Origin of the sequence: Pseudomonas sp. ADAK7 (assembly GCF_012935675.1) — a bacterium.
Classification (GTDB): Bacteria; Pseudomonadota; Gammaproteobacteria; order Pseudomonadales; family Pseudomonadaceae; genus Aquipseudomonas.
Genome location: NZ_CP052861.1, coordinates 1,561,900 through 1,580,054, shown reverse-complemented (window position 1 = coordinate 1,580,054; position 18,155 = coordinate 1,561,900). Strand labels below are relative to the sequence as shown.

Annotated in this window: 21 protein-coding genes; 9 read left to right on the top strand and 12 right to left on the bottom strand. The window is 58.6% G+C overall.

Annotated elements, in window-relative coordinates; all coding sequences use genetic code 11:
- The first annotated feature begins 78 nt into the window (after window positions 1-78).
- Both HKK53_RS07215 and HKK53_RS07210 read left to right on the top strand, forming a co-directional pair.
- Window positions 79-1,011, top strand: a complete 933-nt coding sequence (locus HKK53_RS07215) for a GlxA family transcriptional regulator (RefSeq protein ID WP_169370211.1) — start codon at window positions 79-81, stop codon at window positions 1,009-1,011.
- Window positions 1,012-1,106: 95 nt separating this feature from the next.
- Complete coding sequence (locus tag HKK53_RS07210; RefSeq protein WP_169370210.1) at window positions 1,107-2,060, top strand: nitrilase-related carbon-nitrogen hydrolase; 954 nt, start codon at window positions 1,107-1,109, stop codon at window positions 2,058-2,060.
- A gap of 146 nt (window positions 2,061-2,206) precedes the next feature.
- Here the strand turns inward: HKK53_RS07210 and HKK53_RS07205 are convergent, their stop codons facing one another.
- The 4 genes from HKK53_RS07205 to HKK53_RS07190 form a co-directional block, all read right to left on the bottom strand.
- On the bottom strand, window positions 2,207-2,905 hold the full coding sequence (locus tag HKK53_RS07205; RefSeq protein ID WP_169370209.1) for a dienelactone hydrolase family protein: 699 nt from the start codon (window positions 2,903-2,905) through the stop codon (window positions 2,207-2,209).
- Between the two features lie 33 nt (window positions 2,906-2,938).
- On the bottom strand, window positions 2,939-3,562 hold the full coding sequence (locus HKK53_RS07200; protein ID WP_169370208.1) for a glutathione S-transferase family protein: 624 nt from the start codon (window positions 3,560-3,562) through the stop codon (window positions 2,939-2,941).
- A gap of 52 nt (window positions 3,563-3,614) precedes the next feature.
- Window positions 3,615-4,130, bottom strand: a complete 516-nt coding sequence (locus HKK53_RS07195) for an HvfX family Cu-binding RiPP maturation protein (protein ID WP_169370207.1) — start codon at window positions 4,128-4,130, stop codon at window positions 3,615-3,617.
- A gap of 228 nt (window positions 4,131-4,358) precedes the next feature.
- Entirely contained in the window at window positions 4,359-4,982 is a 624-nt protein-coding gene (locus tag HKK53_RS07190; protein WP_169370206.1) for a ferric reductase-like transmembrane domain-containing protein, read from the bottom strand.
- 209 nt (window positions 4,983-5,191) lie between these two features.
- Between HKK53_RS07190 and glsB the strand changes: the two genes are divergently transcribed.
- From glsB to HKK53_RS07175, 3 genes are all read left to right on the top strand, one after another.
- A complete protein-coding gene (gene glsB, locus HKK53_RS07185) occupies window positions 5,192-6,100 on the top strand; it encodes a glutaminase B (RefSeq protein ID WP_054050381.1) in 909 nt (302 codons plus the stop codon).
- A gap of 77 nt (window positions 6,101-6,177) precedes the next feature.
- A complete protein-coding gene (locus tag HKK53_RS07180) occupies window positions 6,178-7,680 on the top strand; it encodes an aldehyde dehydrogenase family protein (RefSeq protein ID WP_169370205.1) in 1,503 nt (500 codons plus the stop codon).
- Between the two features lie 62 nt (window positions 7,681-7,742).
- Complete coding sequence (locus tag HKK53_RS07175) at window positions 7,743-8,075, top strand: BON domain-containing protein (protein WP_169370204.1); 333 nt, start codon at window positions 7,743-7,745, stop codon at window positions 8,073-8,075.
- 60 nt (window positions 8,076-8,135) lie between these two features.
- On the opposite strand, the gene HKK53_RS07170 is transcribed toward HKK53_RS07175, so the two are convergent.
- The 3 genes from HKK53_RS07170 to cynS all read right to left on the bottom strand — a co-directional run bounded on the left by HKK53_RS07170 (window position 8,136) and on the right by cynS (window position 9,616).
- The gene (locus tag HKK53_RS07170) at window positions 8,136-8,798 is read right to left on the bottom strand and encodes a carbonic anhydrase (protein WP_169370203.1); all 663 of its coding nucleotides are present in this window, start codon (window positions 8,796-8,798) and stop codon (window positions 8,136-8,138) included.
- A 34-nt stretch (window positions 8,799-8,832) separates the two neighbouring features.
- Window positions 8,833-9,069 (bottom strand): DUF2790 domain-containing protein, encoded by a 237-nt coding sequence (locus HKK53_RS07165; RefSeq protein WP_169370202.1) that lies wholly within the window; start codon window positions 9,067-9,069, stop codon window positions 8,833-8,835.
- Window positions 9,070-9,148: 79 nt separating this feature from the next.
- Complete coding sequence (gene cynS, locus HKK53_RS07160) at window positions 9,149-9,616, bottom strand: cyanase (protein WP_133836027.1); 468 nt, start codon at window positions 9,614-9,616, stop codon at window positions 9,149-9,151.
- Window positions 9,617-9,741: 125 nt separating this feature from the next.
- On the opposite strand from cynS, the gene cynR reads away from it, so the two are divergent.
- Window positions 9,742-10,623, top strand: a complete 882-nt coding sequence (cynR, locus tag HKK53_RS07155) for a transcriptional regulator CynR (protein WP_169370201.1) — start codon at window positions 9,742-9,744, stop codon at window positions 10,621-10,623.
- A gap of 32 nt (window positions 10,624-10,655) precedes the next feature.
- Here the strand turns inward: cynR and HKK53_RS07150 are convergent, their stop codons facing one another.
- The 3 genes from HKK53_RS07150 to HKK53_RS07140 all read right to left on the bottom strand — a co-directional run bounded on the left by HKK53_RS07150 (window position 10,656) and on the right by HKK53_RS07140 (window position 13,155).
- Entirely contained in the window at window positions 10,656-11,075 is a 420-nt protein-coding gene (locus HKK53_RS07150; RefSeq protein WP_169370200.1) for a hypothetical protein, read from the bottom strand.
- Window positions 11,076-11,111: 36 nt separating this feature from the next.
- Window positions 11,112-12,590 (bottom strand): esterase/lipase family protein, encoded by a 1,479-nt coding sequence (locus HKK53_RS07145; RefSeq protein ID WP_169370199.1) that lies wholly within the window; start codon window positions 12,588-12,590, stop codon window positions 11,112-11,114.
- Window positions 12,591-12,825: 235 nt separating this feature from the next.
- The gene (locus HKK53_RS07140) at window positions 12,826-13,155 is read right to left on the bottom strand and encodes a hypothetical protein (RefSeq protein ID WP_169370198.1); all 330 of its coding nucleotides are present in this window, start codon (window positions 13,153-13,155) and stop codon (window positions 12,826-12,828) included.
- Window positions 13,156-13,398: 243 nt separating this feature from the next.
- Between HKK53_RS07140 and HKK53_RS07135 the strand changes: the two genes are divergently transcribed.
- Window positions 13,399-13,668 carry a hypothetical protein gene (locus HKK53_RS07135; RefSeq protein ID WP_169368741.1) on the top strand — a complete coding sequence of 90 codons (270 nt, stop codon included), beginning with the start codon at window positions 13,399-13,401 and terminating at the stop codon, window positions 13,666-13,668.
- Here the strand turns inward: HKK53_RS07135 and HKK53_RS07130 are convergent.
- Both HKK53_RS07130 and HKK53_RS07125 read right to left on the bottom strand, forming a co-directional pair.
- The gene (locus HKK53_RS07130; protein ID WP_169370197.1) at window positions 13,651-14,169 is read right to left on the bottom strand and encodes a GNAT family N-acetyltransferase; all 519 of its coding nucleotides are present in this window, start codon (window positions 14,167-14,169) and stop codon (window positions 13,651-13,653) included. The genes HKK53_RS07135 and HKK53_RS07130 overlap by 18 nt on opposite strands.
- A 47-nt stretch (window positions 14,170-14,216) precedes the next feature.
- Window positions 14,217-14,846: a glutathione S-transferase family protein gene (locus tag HKK53_RS07125; protein ID WP_169370196.1), complete on the bottom strand. Its 630-nt coding sequence runs from the start codon at window positions 14,844-14,846 to the stop codon at window positions 14,217-14,219.
- A 350-nt stretch (window positions 14,847-15,196) separates the two neighbouring features.
- Here HKK53_RS07125 and HKK53_RS07120 point away from each other — a divergent pair, with 350 nt between their 5' ends.
- Window positions 15,197-16,321: a response regulator gene (locus HKK53_RS07120; protein WP_169370195.1), complete on the top strand. Its 1,125-nt coding sequence runs from the start codon at window positions 15,197-15,199 to the stop codon at window positions 16,319-16,321.
- Between the two features lie 97 nt (window positions 16,322-16,418).
- Complete coding sequence (locus tag HKK53_RS07115) at window positions 16,419-18,128, top strand: putative bifunctional diguanylate cyclase/phosphodiesterase (RefSeq protein WP_169370194.1); 1,710 nt, start codon at window positions 16,419-16,421, stop codon at window positions 18,126-18,128.
- Window positions 18,129-18,155 lie beyond the last annotated feature (27 nt).

The following is an 18,155-nucleotide window of genomic DNA, read 5'->3' as shown; positions in this document are numbered from 1 at the left end:
TTCTTCAGGTTGGGAGCGGCGTACAGTACGGGTCAATTGGCCTGAAAACCCGTCAGGCCACGTTTAAGGTCAACACAGATGCACGCCATCGGCCTCATCGTTTACCCCGGCTTCCAGGTATTGGGCCTGGCCATGTGCGCCACGTTCGAGATGGCCAACAGCGCCGCCGACGAGCCGATCTACAGCATCGCCTTGCTGTCGGAGCAGGGCGGCACGGTACAGACGTCGGCCGGATTCGGCGTAGAAACCACGTCGTTCGACCAGCGCACCTTCGACACTTTGCTGGTGATGGGCGACAACCTGATCCGCCCGGTATCGTCGGGGATGGTCGAGTTCCTGCGCAACGCCAGCCTGACCACCCGGCGCCTGGGCTCGATTTGCACCGGGGCCATCGCCGTCGCCGAAGCCGGATTGCTCGATGGCCGGCGCGCAACCACGCACTGGTGTCACGCTCGCGCGTTGCAGCAGGCTTACCCCAAGGTCATCGTCGAAGAGGACCGGATCTTCATCAACGACGGCAACGTCTGGACGGCGGCGGGCATGAGCGCTTGCGTCGATCTGGCGCTGGCCCTGGTGGAAAAGGATCTGGGCGCCGAAGTTGCGCGTCGGGTAGCGCGGCAATTGGTGGTCTATCACCGGCGCGCGGGCGGTCAGTCGCAGTTTTCGGTGATGCTCGATCTCGAACCCCGGACTGACCGCATCCAAGCCGCGCTGACCTACGCCAAGCACAACCTCAAGTCCGCGCTGTCGGTCGAAGAACTGGCCAGCGCGGCGAACCTCAGTCCGCGCCAATTCAGTCGGGTGTTCCATGCCGAAACCGGTCAATCACCGGCCAAAGCCGTTGAAAACCTGCGGGTGGAGGCGGCGCGTTTGATGATGGAAACCGGGCGGCATTCCATTGATGTGGTGGCCACCGATACCGGTTTTGGCGACCGCGAGCGTATGCGTCGCGCGTTTATCCGCGCCTTCGGGCAGCCGCCGCAAGTGATCCAGAGGGCCAACCGGAGTTGATGTCCTAAAAGGTGGTCTATTCGGCATTTAAGACAAAATATGATTAACGTAATCTTGATCTCGTTGAAGCCCAATCCCTCAATGAGATCGCCGTCATGTCCTTCGTCAAAGCCGCCGCCGTACAGATCAGCCCGGTCCTTTACAGCCGTGAAGGCACCGTCAACAAAGTCGTGCACAAGATTCTGGAACTGGGAGCGCAGGGTGTGCAGTTCGCCGTATTCCCGGAAACCATCGTGCCGTACTACCCGTACTTTTCCTTCGTGCAGTCGCCGTTTGAAATGGGCGCCGAGCACTACAAGTTGCTGGACCAGGCCGTCACCGTTCCTTCGGCTGCGACCGATGCCATCGGCGCTGCCGCTAAAGAAGCGAACATGGTGGTGTCCATCGGCGTCAATGAACGTGACGGCGGCACGCTGTACAACGCGCAGTTGCTGTTCGACGCCGACGGCACGTTGATCCAGCACCGCCGCAAGATTTCCCCGACCTACCACGAACGCATGATCTGGGGCATGGGCGACGGCTCCGGTCTGCGGGCCACCGACAGTGCCGTGGGGCGCATCGGCCAACTGGCCTGCTGGGAACATTACAACCCGCTGGCCCGTTATGCGCTGATGGCCGACGGCGAACAGATCCACGCCTCGATGTACCCCGGCTCGTTTGCCGGGCCGTTGTTCACCTCGCAAATGGAAGTCAACATTCGCCAGCACGCACTCGAATCGGCGTGCTTCGTGGTCAACTCCACCGCGTGGCTGAACCCGGAACAACAGGCGCAAATCATGGCCGACACTGGCTGCCCGATCGGTCCGATCTCTGGTGGTTGTTTCACCGCGATTATCAGCCCGGATGGCGTGGTGTTGGGCTCATTGCAAGAGGGCGAGGGCGAGGTGATCGTCGAACTCGACATGGGCCTGATCGACAAGCGCAAACGCATGATGGATTCGCGCGGCCACTACAGCCGTCCGGAGTTGCTGAGCTTGCTGATCGACCGCACACCGACCGCTCATGTGCATGAACGCAGTGCGCATCCGAAACAAGTGGAAGAAGTGTGATTCTACTGAACGCTTGAACGCTGGAATGCTTGACCTGTAGAAGCGAGGCTTGCCCGCGAAGGGCGTCATTCCGGTCGATGAAGATGTTGACTGGGATGACGCCTTCGCGGGCAAGCCTCGCTCCTACAGGGGGGCTGCGCTACGTCTTAGAGCTCCATGCCCAGGAAAATCAGGGTATTGCCATGGGCCTCAACCGCCGCACGCTGGTTGTAACTGTCGCGGTGCGAACAGTTGAAGCCATGCTCAGCTTCCGGATACACCACAATCTCCACGTTGTCGTTGGTGTCGAAACGCTCGGCGATTTTCTCCACGGCTTCCAGTGGAATGTGGCTGTCCGCTTCGCCGAAGTGCATCAGAATCGGCACTTGGATTTCGTCGGCGCGGTCCAGTTGGTTCTGAATGCCGCCGCCGTAATAGGCGATGGCCACGTCAACAAAACCGTTGGCGGCGGTGTGGTACGACAGCAGGCCGCCGAAGCAATAACCGATGGACGCGATGCCGCCATCCAGGCCCGGTTGGGCTTGCAGGGCGTCGATGGCCAGTTTGATGTCGGCCTGTGCGGCGTTCACGTCGGTGGCATTCATCAACTCGACCGCGCGTTTCCAGCCGGCTTCGTCATAGCTCAGTTCGATACGCGGGCCGCTGCGCCAGAACAGGTCCGGTGCGATCACCAGGTAGCCGTCGGCGGCGTATTGCTCGGCAACCGAGCGGATGTGTTCGTTGACGCCGAAGATCTCCTGGATCAACACAATCCCCGGCCCTTTCTGGGTATGGGGAATCGCCAGGTAAGCGCCGAATTTACCTTCGGGGCTGTCGATCTCGATCCATTGGGTGGTCACGCTCATGGTGGCTCCTGTCTTCGTCAGTGAAAGTTGGATTTATTGCGGGATAGTGGCCTGGAAACTCGGCAAGGCCTGCAGACGTTTCCACCACTCGGCGAAACCGTCCACGGCAAACACTTGCGCTGCATCGGGTGTCATCGCGATGTAGGCGCAGGCCGGGGCCAGGTAGAAGTCGCTGAAACTGGGGTCAAGCCCGGCAATGAACGGGTCATCACCTTTGATCTTCATCAGTTCGCGGATGACGCGCTTGGAAGTTTCGATGCCTTTGCGCCGCGACTCTTCATTCTGCCCACCGATGAAATCCGGAAACAAGTGAAAACCGAACACCGAGACCAGCGCGCCGTAGCCATAGGAATCGTAGAGCCCCATGGCCATGTGATTACGCGCGCGGTCGTGGGCGTTGTCCGGGGTCAGCGACGGCCCGGGCAGCACTTCATCCAGATAGGCCATGATCGCTGCGGTTTCGAGCACCCGGAAACCGTCGTGATCGATCACCGGCACCTTGCCGAAAGGGTGACGCGCCAAGTGTTCCGGCAGGTGCGGTTCGCCTTTGATGACGTTCACCTGCACCTGATCGAAATCCGCGCCTTTCTCGACCAGCAGCATCTTCACCGTGCGCACGTAGGTGCTGCCGTCGAAACCGTAGAGTGTGAGGCTCATGACCATGGCTCCATTTTTATTGAGTATGGGACGTTATCGAGACACTGACGTTTCAGCGGTTGTGGCGACGCCAGAAGAATCGAGCGAGCAGGGCATCCAGGCTGAGCTTACCGGCGCCGGAGAGCAACAGTGGCATCAGGGCGGCGAGGTAGATCAGCGGCAGCTTGAAGTTACCGTGTCCTTTGTTACTGATGGCGTAGCCCTGGGCAAGTTCACTCAATGTAGACCAGTCGGCCGGCCAGTGAACCGCCGCGGTCGCCACCACCGTGACCACGATCAGGATGACCGCCGAGACCCGCGTGCCCAGGCCCACCAGCAGGGCGAGGGCGCAGATCAGCTCGGCCCACATCGACAGTTCCCAGTTCAGCGTGGCGGGTACGTGGTTGAACGGAAACGGGAAGGCGTCCTGGATATCGGCGAACCAGTTTTCGCCGTTCCATTTTTCCAGGCCCGACTCGAAAAACTCCCAGGCGAGGAAGATGCGCAGGGTCAGCGGCGCAATCCAGCTGCCGGCGCGGTCGAGGTTCAGGTGCAGGCCTTTGACGGCCGAAGAAAGGGAAGTGTTCATGGGCTTGATCTCCGTTGAGGACTTTGATCGGCTGGGCCAATCGACCAGCCCATTTCATCAATCGGGTGTATCTGCGGTGTGTCGTTGGGTTGAGGTTTTAGGCGAAAGGTGTATCGAAAGGGCAGCTGTACACACTCAGATACACGGCCGAACGCAGAATCCTGAAACAACGAAATACCCCCGTAGGAGCAGCCTTCTGCAGCTTCTACGGGGGGCGGCGTACTTCAATCAGGAGTAGGCGTGGCGCTGGCTGCGCTTGTTTTTCAACGCGAGTTTGCCTACCCATCGCACGGCAATCGCGGCGCACATGATGCCGAACGGCAATACATACCAGGCGCTCATCGGAATCCGTTTGAAGTTGGAGTAGGTAAACACCGCCGCAATCACCCACATCCCCGTCACATGCAGAGCTTTCCAGGCTTTGGGGCCGATCATTTTTGCGGTGGTTTTGAATGAAGTGATCGCCATCAACACAATGAACAGATAGCCGACCGAGCCCGGGATGTTGCCCACCGTGGTACGCCCCGGCCAGAACTCCGGATTCAACTGCCCATAGCTGTAGATCAACACCGCATGCACCAGATGCGAAAAGGCAAACGCCAAGCCAATAAAGCGCCGCTCACGCACCAGGGATTTCGTGAAGGGCGAAGGTACCAGCACGGCAAACGCAGATGCCAGGAACGCCGCCAGAAACAATGCAAACGAGGTCCGGGCCGTGGCGCGAATCGCGCTGCGGGTGGCTTCCACCAGATCCGGGTTGAACACCAGGATCAAACCGGTCATCAGCAGCACCAGCAAGGACAACAGGCTGAACAGCGACCAGCCGTGGTAACGCGGGATTGAGGTATTCATGACAGCTACTCCGGAGCAAGGGCCGACCGAGGTCAGCAGACAGCCGGAGTGTTCCAGTGTGGTGTGTGGGCGATATGTCCAAAAAGCATCGTCATGTATCAGCACGGCCGCCAGATACATTCCCCTACAAAACTGTGATCCGTCCCGCGCCAGTGGCGTCTAGCGACTGTGTCCCCGCAAACCCACGGGGCGAGACTTCGGAACCCGGCATGCAAGCGCTGTTGAACGAGATCCTTGACGCAGTTCGTCCCCTGATCGGCCAGGGCAAGGTGGCTGACTACATTCCCGCCCTCGGCACGGTGCCGGCCAACCAATTGGGCATTGCCGTGTACGGCAATGACGGCGAGTTGTACTGCGCCGGCGACGCCGAGACGCTGTTCTCGGTGCAGAGTATTTCCAAGGTGTTCAGCCTGGTGCAGGCCATCGATCATTCCGGCGAAGCGATCTGGGAACGCCTGGGCCACGAGCCGTCCGGCCAGCCGTTCAACTCGCTGGTGCAGCTGGAATTCGAACGCGGCCGCCCGCGCAATCCGTTCATCAACGCCGGGGCGCTGGTGATCTGCGACATCAACCAGTCGCGCTTCGCCGCACCGGCCTTGTCGATGCGCGATTTTGTCCGGCGCTTGTCCGGCAACCCGCAGGTGATGGTGGACGGCAAGGTCGCCGAATCCGAATACCAGCACCGCGCGCGCAACGCGGCCATGGCGTACCTGATGCAATCCTTCGGCAACTTCCACAACGACGTCGAAGCCGTGTTGCGCAGCTATTTCAGCCACTGCGCGCTGCGCATGAGTTGCATCGACCTGGCGCGAGCGTTCTGCTTCCTCGCCAACGACGGTTTCTGCAAGCACAGCGGGGAACAGATTCTGACTGCGCGCCAGACTCAGCAAGTGAACTCGATCATGGCCACCAGCGGGCTCTACGACGAGGCGGGCAACTTCGCTTATCGCGTCGGCCTGCCCGGCAAGAGCGGCGTCGGTGGCGGGATTGTCGCGGTAGTACCGGGGCAATTTACCGTGTGCGTGTGGTCGCCGGAGTTGAACGCGGCGGGCAATTCGCTGGCGGGGATGGCGGCGCTGGAGTTGTTGAGTCAACGGATTGGCTGGTCGGTGTTCTAAGGTACGGCGCCGATAATGACGCTTCGGCGATTTTCCTATACATTTTCCGGCCGCCCCCTGCATGGTGAAACCGCTTCATGTCCCTGATGCTCGAACGTCTCGTCGCTGGCACGCCGATCCCTTTTGCCGGGAACCGTGTCTCTGTGGTCAGCCCCGAACTGGCGGCGCGCTTCCAGCCCGGTGACCATTTGCTGGTGGAGCAGGTCAGCGGCGAATTGCTGTTGATCCCGGTGGTGGACCAGCAAGCGGCGGCCGGGGCGATCGAGCGTGCGCAAGCGGCGTTCAGCGCGATGTCGGCGGTGTCCGATGAGGCCATCAGCGAGTTTTTCGACCTGTTTGCCCAGCGCTTGGAAACCGCCGAAACCTGGGCGTTGATCGAGGCTGCGAACCTGGCCGACATCGAACGCGCCAAGGCCCGTGGGCGTTCCACCACGCGCTTGCTGGCCGATGAGCGCATGCGTCGCGACATGATCGCCGGCCTGCGCGCCTGGCGCGATGCATCGGCCACGCGCGGCAAAGTCATCAGTTGCGTCGAGCATGACGGCTGGAAAGTCGAGCAAGTGGTGTCGCCGCTGGGCATCGTCGCCTTCGTCTTCGAAGGCCGGCCGAATGTGTTTGCCGACGCCGCTGGCGTACTGCGCACCGGCAACACCGCCGTGCTGCGCATTGGCAGCGACGCGTTGGGCACCGCGCAAGCCATCGTTGAACACGCGTTGAATCCGGCGCTGGCCGATTCCGGCTTGCCGACCGGCGCGGTATCGCTGGTGGAAAGCGTCAATCACGCGGCCGGTTGGGCGATGTTTGCCGACCGGCGCCTGTCGCTGGCCGTGGCCCGTGGTTCGGGTCGGGCGGTCAGTCAACTGGGCAGCATCGCTCAGCAGGCCGGCACCGCCGTCAGCCTGCATGGCACCGGCGGTGCCTGGCTGATCGCCGATCAAGCGGCGGATGCCACGCGGTTTGCCGCCGTGGTGCGCAATTCCCTGGACCGCAAAGTCTGCAATACCCTGAACGTGTGCCTGATCCAGCGCGACCGCGCCGCGGAACTGGTGCCACTGTTTCTTGAAGCTTTGAAGCAGGCCGGCACGGCTCGCGGTCAGGGTTGCAAATTGCACATCGTCGAGGGTAGCGAATCGTACCTGCCGAGCGATTGGCAAACCGCCAGCGTCGAGGTCTACCGTGCCGAAGGTTACGTCACCGAAGCGTTGGCCGAGCCGCTGGCGGAAGATCAGTTGGGCCGCGAGTGGGAATGGGAGGAAACCCCGGAAGTCAGCCTGAAAATCGTCGACGACCTCGATCAGGCGATCACCTTGTTCAACCGCTACAGCCCGCAATTCACCGTGTCGCTGATCAGTGAAACCGCCGAGGCGCACGAGCGTTTCTACAACGCAGTGAATGCACCCTTTGTCGGCAACGGCATCACGCGCTGGGTCGACGGCCAATATGCGCTGAACAAGCCGGAACTGGGGCTTTCGAACTGGGAAAGCGGTCGCCTGTTCGCTCGCAGCGCGATTCTCTCGGGCGACGGGGTGTTCACCATTCGCAGTCGCATGACCCAGGTCGATCTATCGGTCAAACGCTGAGCCCCGCTACGGCCGAACTATACTCAAGGGGTGTCTGTGTTCGCGTCATGGAGGTTTTCACCATGAAACTTCATTCCTTTGATCAGTACTCCCATGGCCTGGCGACGGTCGCTCGCGACGCGTGGATTACCGCCAGGGTCAAATCGGCCCTGACTAAGGCCGACTCCGGCCTTGGCTTGCATATCCACGTCAAGACTCACGCCGGTACGGTGGCGTTGAGCGGCCTCGTCGACACCCATAGACAGTGCGAACAGGCAATGGACCTGGCTCGTACGGTTAATGGCGTTATCGATGTCGAGGCCAGTGGCTTGCGCACGCATGTGTTCAAGCCAGGCAGCACTTCAACACCGCCCAATGCGGAAGAAACCACTGAGCGTCGGCCTGACGACAGATAAAGCCGGAACGCAGCGCTCCCGTTAACCGGGGGCGCTGCGTCGGGCATCGACGTTCATCGCTCAAGCGGCGGCGTCTTCGGTTCGCGCTTGAATCGCGCACGTCACCGGATGCTCGGCCAGGGACACAAAGCTGCGGCTGTCAGCGTCCAGCGCATCAATCGAACCGGTCTCGATGTCGTACACCCAACCATGCAGGTTCAACAGACCTTTTTCCTGGGCCAGGCGCACGCTCGGGTGGGTCTGGATATTCGCCAGTTGCGCGATGACGTTCTCGCGCACCATCGAGCTGACCTTGGCCGCTTCATTGGCGTGGGTGCGGGATTCGTTGATCACCTTGGCCGACTCGGCGTGTTGTAACCAGCCGCTGACGGCGGGCAGGTGATCCATGCATTTGCACTTGGCCACGGCGGTCATGGCGCCGCAGTCGGAGTGGCCGCAGATCACGATGTCAGTCACGCCGAGCACGGCGACCGCATACTCAACCGTGGCTGAGACACCGCCCGGATGCGGGCTGTACGAAGGCACGATATTGCCGGCGTTGCGGATCACGAACAGCTCGCCGGGTTCTTGCTGGGTCAGCAGTTCCGGGACTACGCGGCTATCGGAACAAGTGATAAACAAGGTTCCGGGGTGCTGGGTGGTGGCCAGGTGTTTGAACAAGTCAGTCCGTTGTGGAAAGGCTTCGTTCTGGAACTTCAAAAAACCGTCGATGAGCGCTTTCATGTGTGCTTCCTCATAAGTGCTGAACGGTGGCGGCTCAGTTCGAGCAACCGGTGCCGAATTCGCTGTATTGCAGAATGTGGGTCTCGCCTTTGGAGTCGAGGTAGGTCATCTCCACCGGGGCCGGGCCGCAGACATCGGCGACCGGGGTGATGCTGACGACCTGGGCGACATCCAGGTCCATGCCGTACTGGTAGGCGACGGCGCTGTCCTGGGCCTGAGCCTGGGTTGCCAGGCTGGCGATCAGCGAGAGTGCGAGCAGAAATTTGTGCATGGGGCAGCCTCCAGATGAACGTGGTGAGTGGCAGAGGTCGGGGGGGTGGCCCGCACGTTAAGCGCGGGCCGGTACTGAGTTAGAAAGGACGCAGTGGCAGGAACTTGCCGTCCAGGGTGATCACGGCGCGGGAGCCACCTTCCGGGTCTTCGACTTTCTTCATGTCGAGCTTGAAGTTGATCGCGCTGATGATGCCGTCGCCGAATTGCTCATGAACCAGGGCTTTCAAGGTGGTGCCGTAGATCTGGATCATTTCGTGGAAGCGGTAGATGGTCGGGTCGGTCGGCACGCCCGAGAGGCTGCCGCGCAGCGGGATGATTTGCAGACGGGCGATGCTGTCAGCGTCCAGGTCCAGCTTCTCGCCGACCACTTTGGCGGCGGCTTCGGGCAGTGGGTGCTGGCCGAGCAGGGCGGCGGTGACGTAGGCCAGGCCCAGGCCAGTGCCGTCGGTCAGGTCCTGCCAGGACAGGTTTTTGCGCGCCTTGGCGTCGAGGATCGAAGTGGTCAGGGCCAGACTCTGGTCGTTGTAAGCGTGGGACTGTTGCATGGTGTGACTCCTTTATCGGATTGGGTTGTTGCTGTGTGTGGAGCAATCTTCTGCCGATTGATCCATAGCGTCCAAGACCGATATACAATGCATCGCATAAGCACAGCCTATAGATGGATTTGCCCATGCTGCTCCGACATCTGCGTTACCTGATCGCCGTCGCCGACCACGGCGGCTTCACCCGCGCCGCCGAGGCGCTGCACGTATCCCAGCCGACCCTGTCGCAACAGATCCGGCAATTGGAAGAAACCCTCGGCGTCAGCCTGTTCGACCGCACTTCGCGCACGGTCAAGCCCACCGATGCCGGCGTGGCCTACATCGAATGCGCGCGGCGGGTGCTGGTGGAGCTGGAGGCGGGCAAGCGTGCGTTGCATGACGTGAAGGACTTGTCCCGTGGCACCTTGCGCCTGGCCATGACGCCGACCTTCATGGCGTACCTGGTGGGGCCGCTGGTGCGCGATTACGTGGCACGCTTTCCCAACATTCACCTGGAGATCTTCGAGTTGTCCATGGACGACATCGAGGCCGGACTGGCGGACGACTCACTGGACATCGCCATTGCCTTCACGCCGGTTCGCAATCCCGAAATCGAGTGCATCCCGGCGTTTGTCGAGACGCTGGGGCTTATGGTCGGGCGTGATCATCCGTTGTACGAAAGCCAAGGGACGTTGGCGCCAAGCGAAGTGGCGCAACTGGAATTTGCGCTGCTGGCGCCGGAGTTCATCACTCGCTCATCCATTGATGAATACTTTCGCCAACAAGCCATCACGCCCAAAGTGGTGATCGAGGTGAATTCGGTGAGTACGTTACTGGAAGTGATTCGGCATACGGCGGTCGCGACCATATTGCCGGAGGCGATTGCGACCGAGGATCGGGCGTTGCGCAAGATCGCGTTGCAGGGTGAAGCGCCGCAGCGGGGGGCGGCGTTGTTGCGTCGCCGGAACAACTACCACAGTGCGGCGGCGTTGGCGTTTGTGGAGTTGGTGTTGGGCCTGCACCCCGGATGAGCTGACACAGGCAGCCAAGCTGCTTTCACCGGCTATTGCCAGATTTCCAGATCGATGGAAAAGAGGTTGTTCCAATACCATTTGTCCCAGTCATTGGCAAAGCATGTCAGCGGTCCATCAACGGGTGCGACCCAACCATCCTGCCAGCGTGAACCGTCACCAATGGCGAACACGCTGGCATCCTCCCTCGCGATGCCGCCGATCAGCGTGAACCAGCCAGCCTCGTTAGCCGTGCAACGCAAATGATGCTTGAAACGATCCAGGTAATGGCGGTTGTAACCATTGGCGTCGCAACGAATCAAGGCGTCCCACCAGTTGCCGCTGGCCCTGAAGAAGTAGCGCTCACCCTGTTTGACTGACAGGGTGTCAACCCATTCGGCGCGGGAGGAAATGCTGACGGTTGTCAGGTGTTTTGTTGCGCCGGGTGGGGCGGGGCGGGCAACGTCGTTCATGAGGGACTCCTGTCGATGAGAGGGAAAACGTAAGGGTTATCCCTTGAGCCACTCAAGTAGCGTGTTGGCGGTTTCAGGCTGATTGAAATACCGGGTATGGGCGACTCCTTGCTCCCGGGTGAAGTAGAGGTAGTTTTCTTCAAGGATCTGCCGCTTTCCGCCCCAGGAGTACATCCCGTCGTCGGGCACTACCAGGTCGTTGGCTGCATCGCCGAATATCCGATCGGCCATGGCGTCTGCGATTCTGCAAAATGCCGCTTGAAGACCGAAGTCTTTCGGTTCGAAATCCGAGCCGATGCCATAGGTCGTGCTGTCGGGAATCGGTGTCTTGTCGAGACTGTGCAGAAATGGGGCGCCGGGGGCCATCGCTTGCAGGCCGTCGAGTACCTCCAGTGCGGCGTGCCCCAGGATTTTGACCAGCGTGAGAACGCCTTCAAGAACCACGCCGACTCCGCTGTCCGGGAACTTATCGAGGCAGGTGGTAAGGCGATCGAGGTAGTGCACCATATGGTCAGCATTGACCAGTTGCGTGCCCATGTTCGGCACACCGGCCATGACCAGGCGTTGCACCCGAAACTGGTCGGCGGGCACCTGCCAGGTTGCCGATTGCCCTCCCAGGCAGCGGCTGACTAATCCGCCACGGCTGTGGCAGATAATGTCCAGGTTCAACTCGAGTCCGGGTGGCCGCTGCTTGAAAAACCACTCTGCATTTTCCAGCGGGCTGACCGATAGCGTCGGATGGTCAAAAGCAAAGACCCGTCCACCATAGCGCGCTGCCAGCTCACTCCTGGCCGTCAATTCGCCGAAGCCGGCTTGCGCAGTGCTGAAGGTGCCGTGCACGTAGAGTAACGCTCGTCCACTTGCCAGCCGGTGCCAATCCGCGACGCTTAGATCATTGTTGTTATCGGGTAAGAAGTTGCGCACTCGATGAGGCCGGTTATGCAGTTCCCATTGGCTGATAGCGGCTTTGATCGACGGCCCGAGCAATACATCTGCAATGGGATAGACCAGCACTTTCAGAATTTTTTTTGTGACGGTTTTGAAGAAGCCATAGGGTGCTATTCCGGGATCCGTCTCGGGGGCGATGGGGATCACGTACGGGATGCGGAAAACGTTGTATAGGCCCACTGAGTGACTGGCAACTTGAGCATTCAGCACGTCCGGCTCAGGAATATGCCATTGCTTCGCTCCGCCTTCATCAACTGACAACACCACTTGCGCCATTCCGGGCGATTGAACGAGGACCCGGAATTCAATGAAGTCAGGAGACGCCGAGAATGCAGCGGGAGAGCGTTTCTCCAGGTTCAGTTCATAACTTTTCACTTCCTGCATATCCGCAGCGGCAAGCGCCTGATCAAGCTCTGGACTGAGGGCAAGGGAGAAGACCAGTCCGGCATTCAAGATTTTGTCGGGAGAGGGAGTGCCCGCGGTGCCTTGCAATCCCGGGGCTAGCAGGATGTAACCGTCGTCGAGCGTAATGGGGTCATTGCTGCCGTCAACGATGATGTCTGGCATGTCTATAGCCTCTGGAGCTCCTTTATGTCTCAGGTACTCTAGTTCACTTTCTTTAAACCGTTATTGGTGGACAGGTCGACATGGGATTGCGTTGCCCAGCACTGTAAAGCTGCATTAACAGTAGGGGACTTATCATTAGCTTGCATCAATATGTCGGGCATAAAAAAGGTCCGTTCCTGAGTAGGAACAGACCTTTAAATTCAGACGCGGCAGCAATGAATGCCGTTAGCCGAACTCAGTAGAACCGATCAATCACCCGAACTTCGTTCTGGTTCTGCATCGATGCCCACGCCTGTTTCAGGGTTTGCAGAACATTACCGATAAAGTCCTTGTCGGCCGCGGCTTTCTTGCCGACGTAACCCTGACCGCGACGGTACATCTTCAGTCGAGCCAGTAAGTTCTGGTTGTTCTGGTCGAACTCTGCTTCGTGAGCATGGGGCGACAGGCAATCCATGTGCACCTGGCCCGACTTGCTGATCCACAGGATATGGCTGTCGTGGCTGTCTTTTTGCTCAGCGAACATACGAGCCAGTTCATCGATAGTCGGTTGATTGTTCAGATTCATAATAAAGCCCCTTGACCATTTGGTGATCTTTCAAAGTTGATTCGCTAATACAAGTAGCCCATCGGTTAGTTGATCCCTGGCACCGAAACCAGGACGTCAGCGCTCAGCCGCCAAATTGACGGGGTCACGCGTCTGTTGCATGTAGTCGTGTTGAATAACTGCTACGCAATAGCGTCACAACGAAGAGAAGCGGCGAAAACCTGGAGGCCACTGCCGACGTTTTCAGAGTCGGCCACAAGCTTCATGAGTACGTTTCGCCAGCGCTTCTCGTCCTTGTACTGGACGTTCGGGCCAGGTCAGCTTCTTCAATCTGCCTTGTGGGCAGCGTGTATCCGGGAAAAACAGCTCGGCGGTCAGACGAGCTTGCTCAAACATGTTGCCGGTACTCCCGATCGGGGAGCTGTCTGCATCATGCAAGGGCAAATCGACGGCGTCAACGGTTATGTAGTGATTATTTTTGGTCACTACATATTGTCGGACAAAGTGGTTTTGGAATTAGGGAAGGGGGACTGAAGGGCTGTGGGGCACGGTTTCAAAGCGGTAGAGCGTGCACGGATAGCCGTCCACCGTCAGTTGATGCGTTGTGAATCCGTCGTGCGTGAAGTCCGGGATCACTCGGGCCCAAAACCGCCGCGCAGGCGGGTTCGCATCAATGTGGAAAATTTGCCATTGACCGGGCAATCGGCTCAAGAGGGCAGAGGCGACAAACTTCGCGACACCTTGGCCACGAAAGCGTCGGCAGACAAAAAAATAGCCAATGTTGAACTCGGCGCCGGCCAAGTGGGTTTCATCATCCACGGTCACAAACCCGGCCAGCTCGCCGTCAACCTTGATCAGGAACGGCTGCGTCGCCGGATTGCGCCAGTAGCCCGGTTTGGGCTGGATGTTGAATAAACCCTGCTCGCCAAGCTTCAGCGGCAGCCACTCGCTGAAGTCGTACACGTAGAACTGCATCAGGTTTTCAATCGTCTCCAGCTCATCGCGCTGGGCGGCGTGCAGTTCTATGGACGACATGGCAGGCTCCTGATTTTGCGGACCGTCCGTGGTCCGCAGCTGTTCACTCAGTGGGGCGCGAAGTCGTACTTGCCACCGGTTTTCAACGCGGCGGCATAAGCCGGACGCGCCTGAAAGCGTTCAACCCAGGCCGCAATATGAGGGTAGTCGCGCAACTTGCCCTGGGCCCTGGCGATCTCGCCGATAAAACTCATCTGGATGTCGGCGGCGCTGAATTCATCGCCGAGCAGGTAATCGGAACCGCTCAGTGCCGTGTCGAGGTAGCTCAGGTAATTGGCCACTTCCGAGTTGATCCGCGGATGCAGTGGCGCGCCGGCTTCACCCAATTTGCCGACATACAGATTCAGCATCAATGGCAGCATCGCCGAGCCTTCGGCGAAGTGCAGCCACTGCACGTATTGATCGTAGGCAGCGGTAGACGGATCAGGTTGCAGGCGACCCTGGCCGTGACGGCGAATCAGGTAGTCGATGATCGCGGCGGATTCGATCAGCTTCTGCGCGCCATCCTCGATCACCGGGGACTTGCCCAGGGCGTCGATGGCTTTCAACTCCGGCGGCGCGAGGTTGGTCTTCGGATCGCGCTGGTAGAGCTTCAGTTCGTAGGGGATCGCCAGTTCTTCCAGCAGCCAGAGAATGCGCTGGGAACGGGAGTTGTTCAGGTGGTGGACGATGATCATGGTCGGTGCCTTTTCAGAAAGTGGGGCGAACGCCTGGCTTGAGCAACACTAGACCATTCGGGGCTTGCCGAAGTGCCCTCAAGTGTTGCGGTCATAGTCCACCTTCCGCCAAATAACCAGCGAGCCGGTGCCGTGTTGATCGCTTGTATAGTTAGCTGGCGAGGAATAGATTCGATCCTCAAGGATGCCATCTTGCCATCAGCCAAAGGGAAATTGCCGTGACTGACTCAAATTCGCTTGGTTACAACCTCATTCATTGATCTCAACAACATCAATTTTTTGCAGGAGGCCGATAATCCTGGTCCCTGAGACGATGTGAAGTTGCGTGTCAATCCAGTGAGGATTACCAAATGCGAGTGATGATTCTGGATGATGACCCCTGGATATCCGATCTTTTAAAGCAGCTTGTGTTGAGCATCCGCCCGGTTGCGCAAGTCGATTGCTTTATCGATGTCGCTAGTGCGTTAGACGCTTGGCAACCAGGCATCTATCAGTTGGTGATGGCCGACTGGAATCTACCGGATGCCCCCGGCGTCAACCTGTTGCAGAAAATTCGCGAAAAAGACCAGGACACGCCGCTGATCATGATCACCGGACGCGCTGATCGAGACAGTGTGCTGGCGGTAAAATCGCTGAGGATCAGCGCTTTTTTCACCAAGCCATTCCAGGTTTCGCGCGTCGTCCAATGCCTGGATACACTCCTTCCGCTTGATGAGCCCCCCCGAGCGACTGCTGTCAACACTGAAGACCTGATGAGCTATCTCAGTGGTTTGTCTGCGGGAGAGTTGGACTTGCCTTTACTGGCTTCGGTGAAAGACAAGCTTCAGCTCGGCTATGGCGGGGCGTTGATGGATTTGCGAGAACTCGCCAATGATTGGCAGTATGACCCGGCGCTATGCGCCCACTTGATCGCCGCAGCCAACGGTGCCGCGTATCTCGGGCTCGGGCAGCCCTGCACGAATTTGAACGGTGCCCTGACACGGCTGGGAGGGCTTACCAGCGTGAATCTGGCGATCAGCCAGGCCCTGCGACAGACCAATACTCAACCTGACGGCATGCTGATGACGTTCATCCAAGTGCATTTGGATGAAGCTGAGCGTTTGGCTGAAAGGGTTGTCCTGTTGGCTCAACAATGCGGCCTGGACCCCGCACCCCTGCAGAGTGCAGCCCTGTTACACCGTATGGGCGAACTCTGTGTTTTGTTCCAAACTCAGAAATGGGAGAACCAGGGTAATAGCGTGGACGAAGAAACGCTCCTGCACGCTGTCCGCGATTTTGCAGCGCCTTTTGCCGTTCGCTTGAAAGCACGCTGGGGACTGCCTATGGTTCTACGTGAGTTGATAGGCGCTATTTATGCGTTACCTCCCATGCACGTTCGCCGCGAACAAGTGGTGATGCGCCTTGCCGCCGCCATGAACAATGATGAGCCCGAAGCAGACCTTGAAAGACTTCAGCGATTAGCCGGCCTGGCCTGAGACTGATAGGAACTGACAGGCGGGATGTTCTGGCGCAGGTCGAAGCTGTTCAGGTTTGCTTGTTATCAAATGCAAGGGATTTGCAAGGAGCAACGGAATGCGCGACAAGTCGTTTAGTCTCAAACCGGTCCTCCTGATCGTCGATGACCAAGCCACCGACCTGAGAGTTCTGAGCACCGCAGTGCGAGATTTAGCTGAAGTCCATATCGCCCTAAGTGGCGAGCAGGCGCTTGAGATTGCTCGTCAATGCCGGCCGGATGTGGTGTTGCTCGACATCGAAATGCCAGGAATGAATGGCTTTGAGGTCTGCCGTGCACTGAAGTCTGACCCCGAACTTTTGGATGCTGCGGTTATTTTTGTCAGCGCTCATACACAGACAGACCATGAGCTTCTGGCTCTGGAGTGCGGCGGCGTGGACTTCATCCAGAAACCGCTGAATATCCCGGTTGCCAGAGCCCACATCAAAGCGCATATCGCCTTGCGCAGTGAGGCCAAGCGGCTTGCCAATCACGATGCATTGACCGGACTACCCAACAGAATCCTGCTGCAGGATCGTACCGAGCAGGCGATACAAAAGGCCCGTCACAACAACGGTCGTGTGGCGATGCTCCTGCTTGATCTGGATAACTTCAAAGTCATCAACGATTCGATGGGCCACTCGATCGGTGATTTGGTGTTGCGAGAGGTTGCATCGCGGTTATCGCGATCCATGCTCGTCGAGGACACCGTCAGCAGGCAAGGAGGGGATGAGTTCATTCTCCTCCTGCCCGAGGTGGTCGGTTTCGATGCCGTGGGCGACTTCGCTGAAAGGGTACTCGCCACAATCTCCAGCCCCTTTTCAATTCAGGGAAACCGCTACGACCTTTGCGCGAGCATCGGCATCAGTGTCTTCCCTGAAGATAGCGATGATATGGAGTCCCTGTACCGGCATGCCGACGCAGCCATGTACCAGGCGAAGCTTGCAGGTCGTAATCGCTATTGTTTTTTCTCTTCGCATATCGAAAGCAGCATGCGTGCCAGGCACCTGCTTGAGCGGCATATGCGCAACGCTTTGGAAGAGGGTGTCTTCGAGGTCTTTTACCAGGCGAAGATTGATGCACGGCATAACCGGATCATTGGGATGGAGGCGTTGATTCGCTGGCGCAACCATGACGATGTCTTGATCTCGCCTGCCGATTTCATCCCTCTGGCAGAAGAAACAGGCCTGATCATTCCGATTGGCAAATACGTTCTGCTTCAGGCCTGCAAGGATACGAGGGTGCTTCGTGAACGGGGCCATGACATTTCTATCAGCGTCAACATCTCTGTCGTGCAGTTTCGCGAGGCGGCCTTTCTGGACATGGTGAAAAATATCCTGGCCGAATCTGGCTTGGAAGGACAATTCCTCGAGCTGGAGATTACCGAAGGGGTGCTGGCAAGAGATATTGATAACGCGCGAGAAACCCTTTTTCTTCTCAAGAAGCTCGGTGTTCGCATTTCAATCGACGATTTCGGCACCGGTTATTCAAGCCTGGCTTATCTCAAGCGGTTTCCCATTGATGTTCTGAAAATAGATCAGAGTTTTGTGCGAGATATGCTCACCGACAAAAGCGATTCGGCGATCATTGAAGCGATCATCAAGCTGGGTCAGGCGCTGGGTCTTGAATTGGTGGCCGAAGGTGTAGAAACCCAGGAACAGGCCGATGCGCTTTTGGAGCAAGGCTGTCAGATCATGCAAGGTTATCTGTATTGCCGCCCTGTTCCTTTTGCTCAGATATCGTCATTTTTATCCGCGGGACTCAACGTTAATGTTGCGCATACGAACTAAGCTGCGGACGCCCCAATAGGGTCCGAA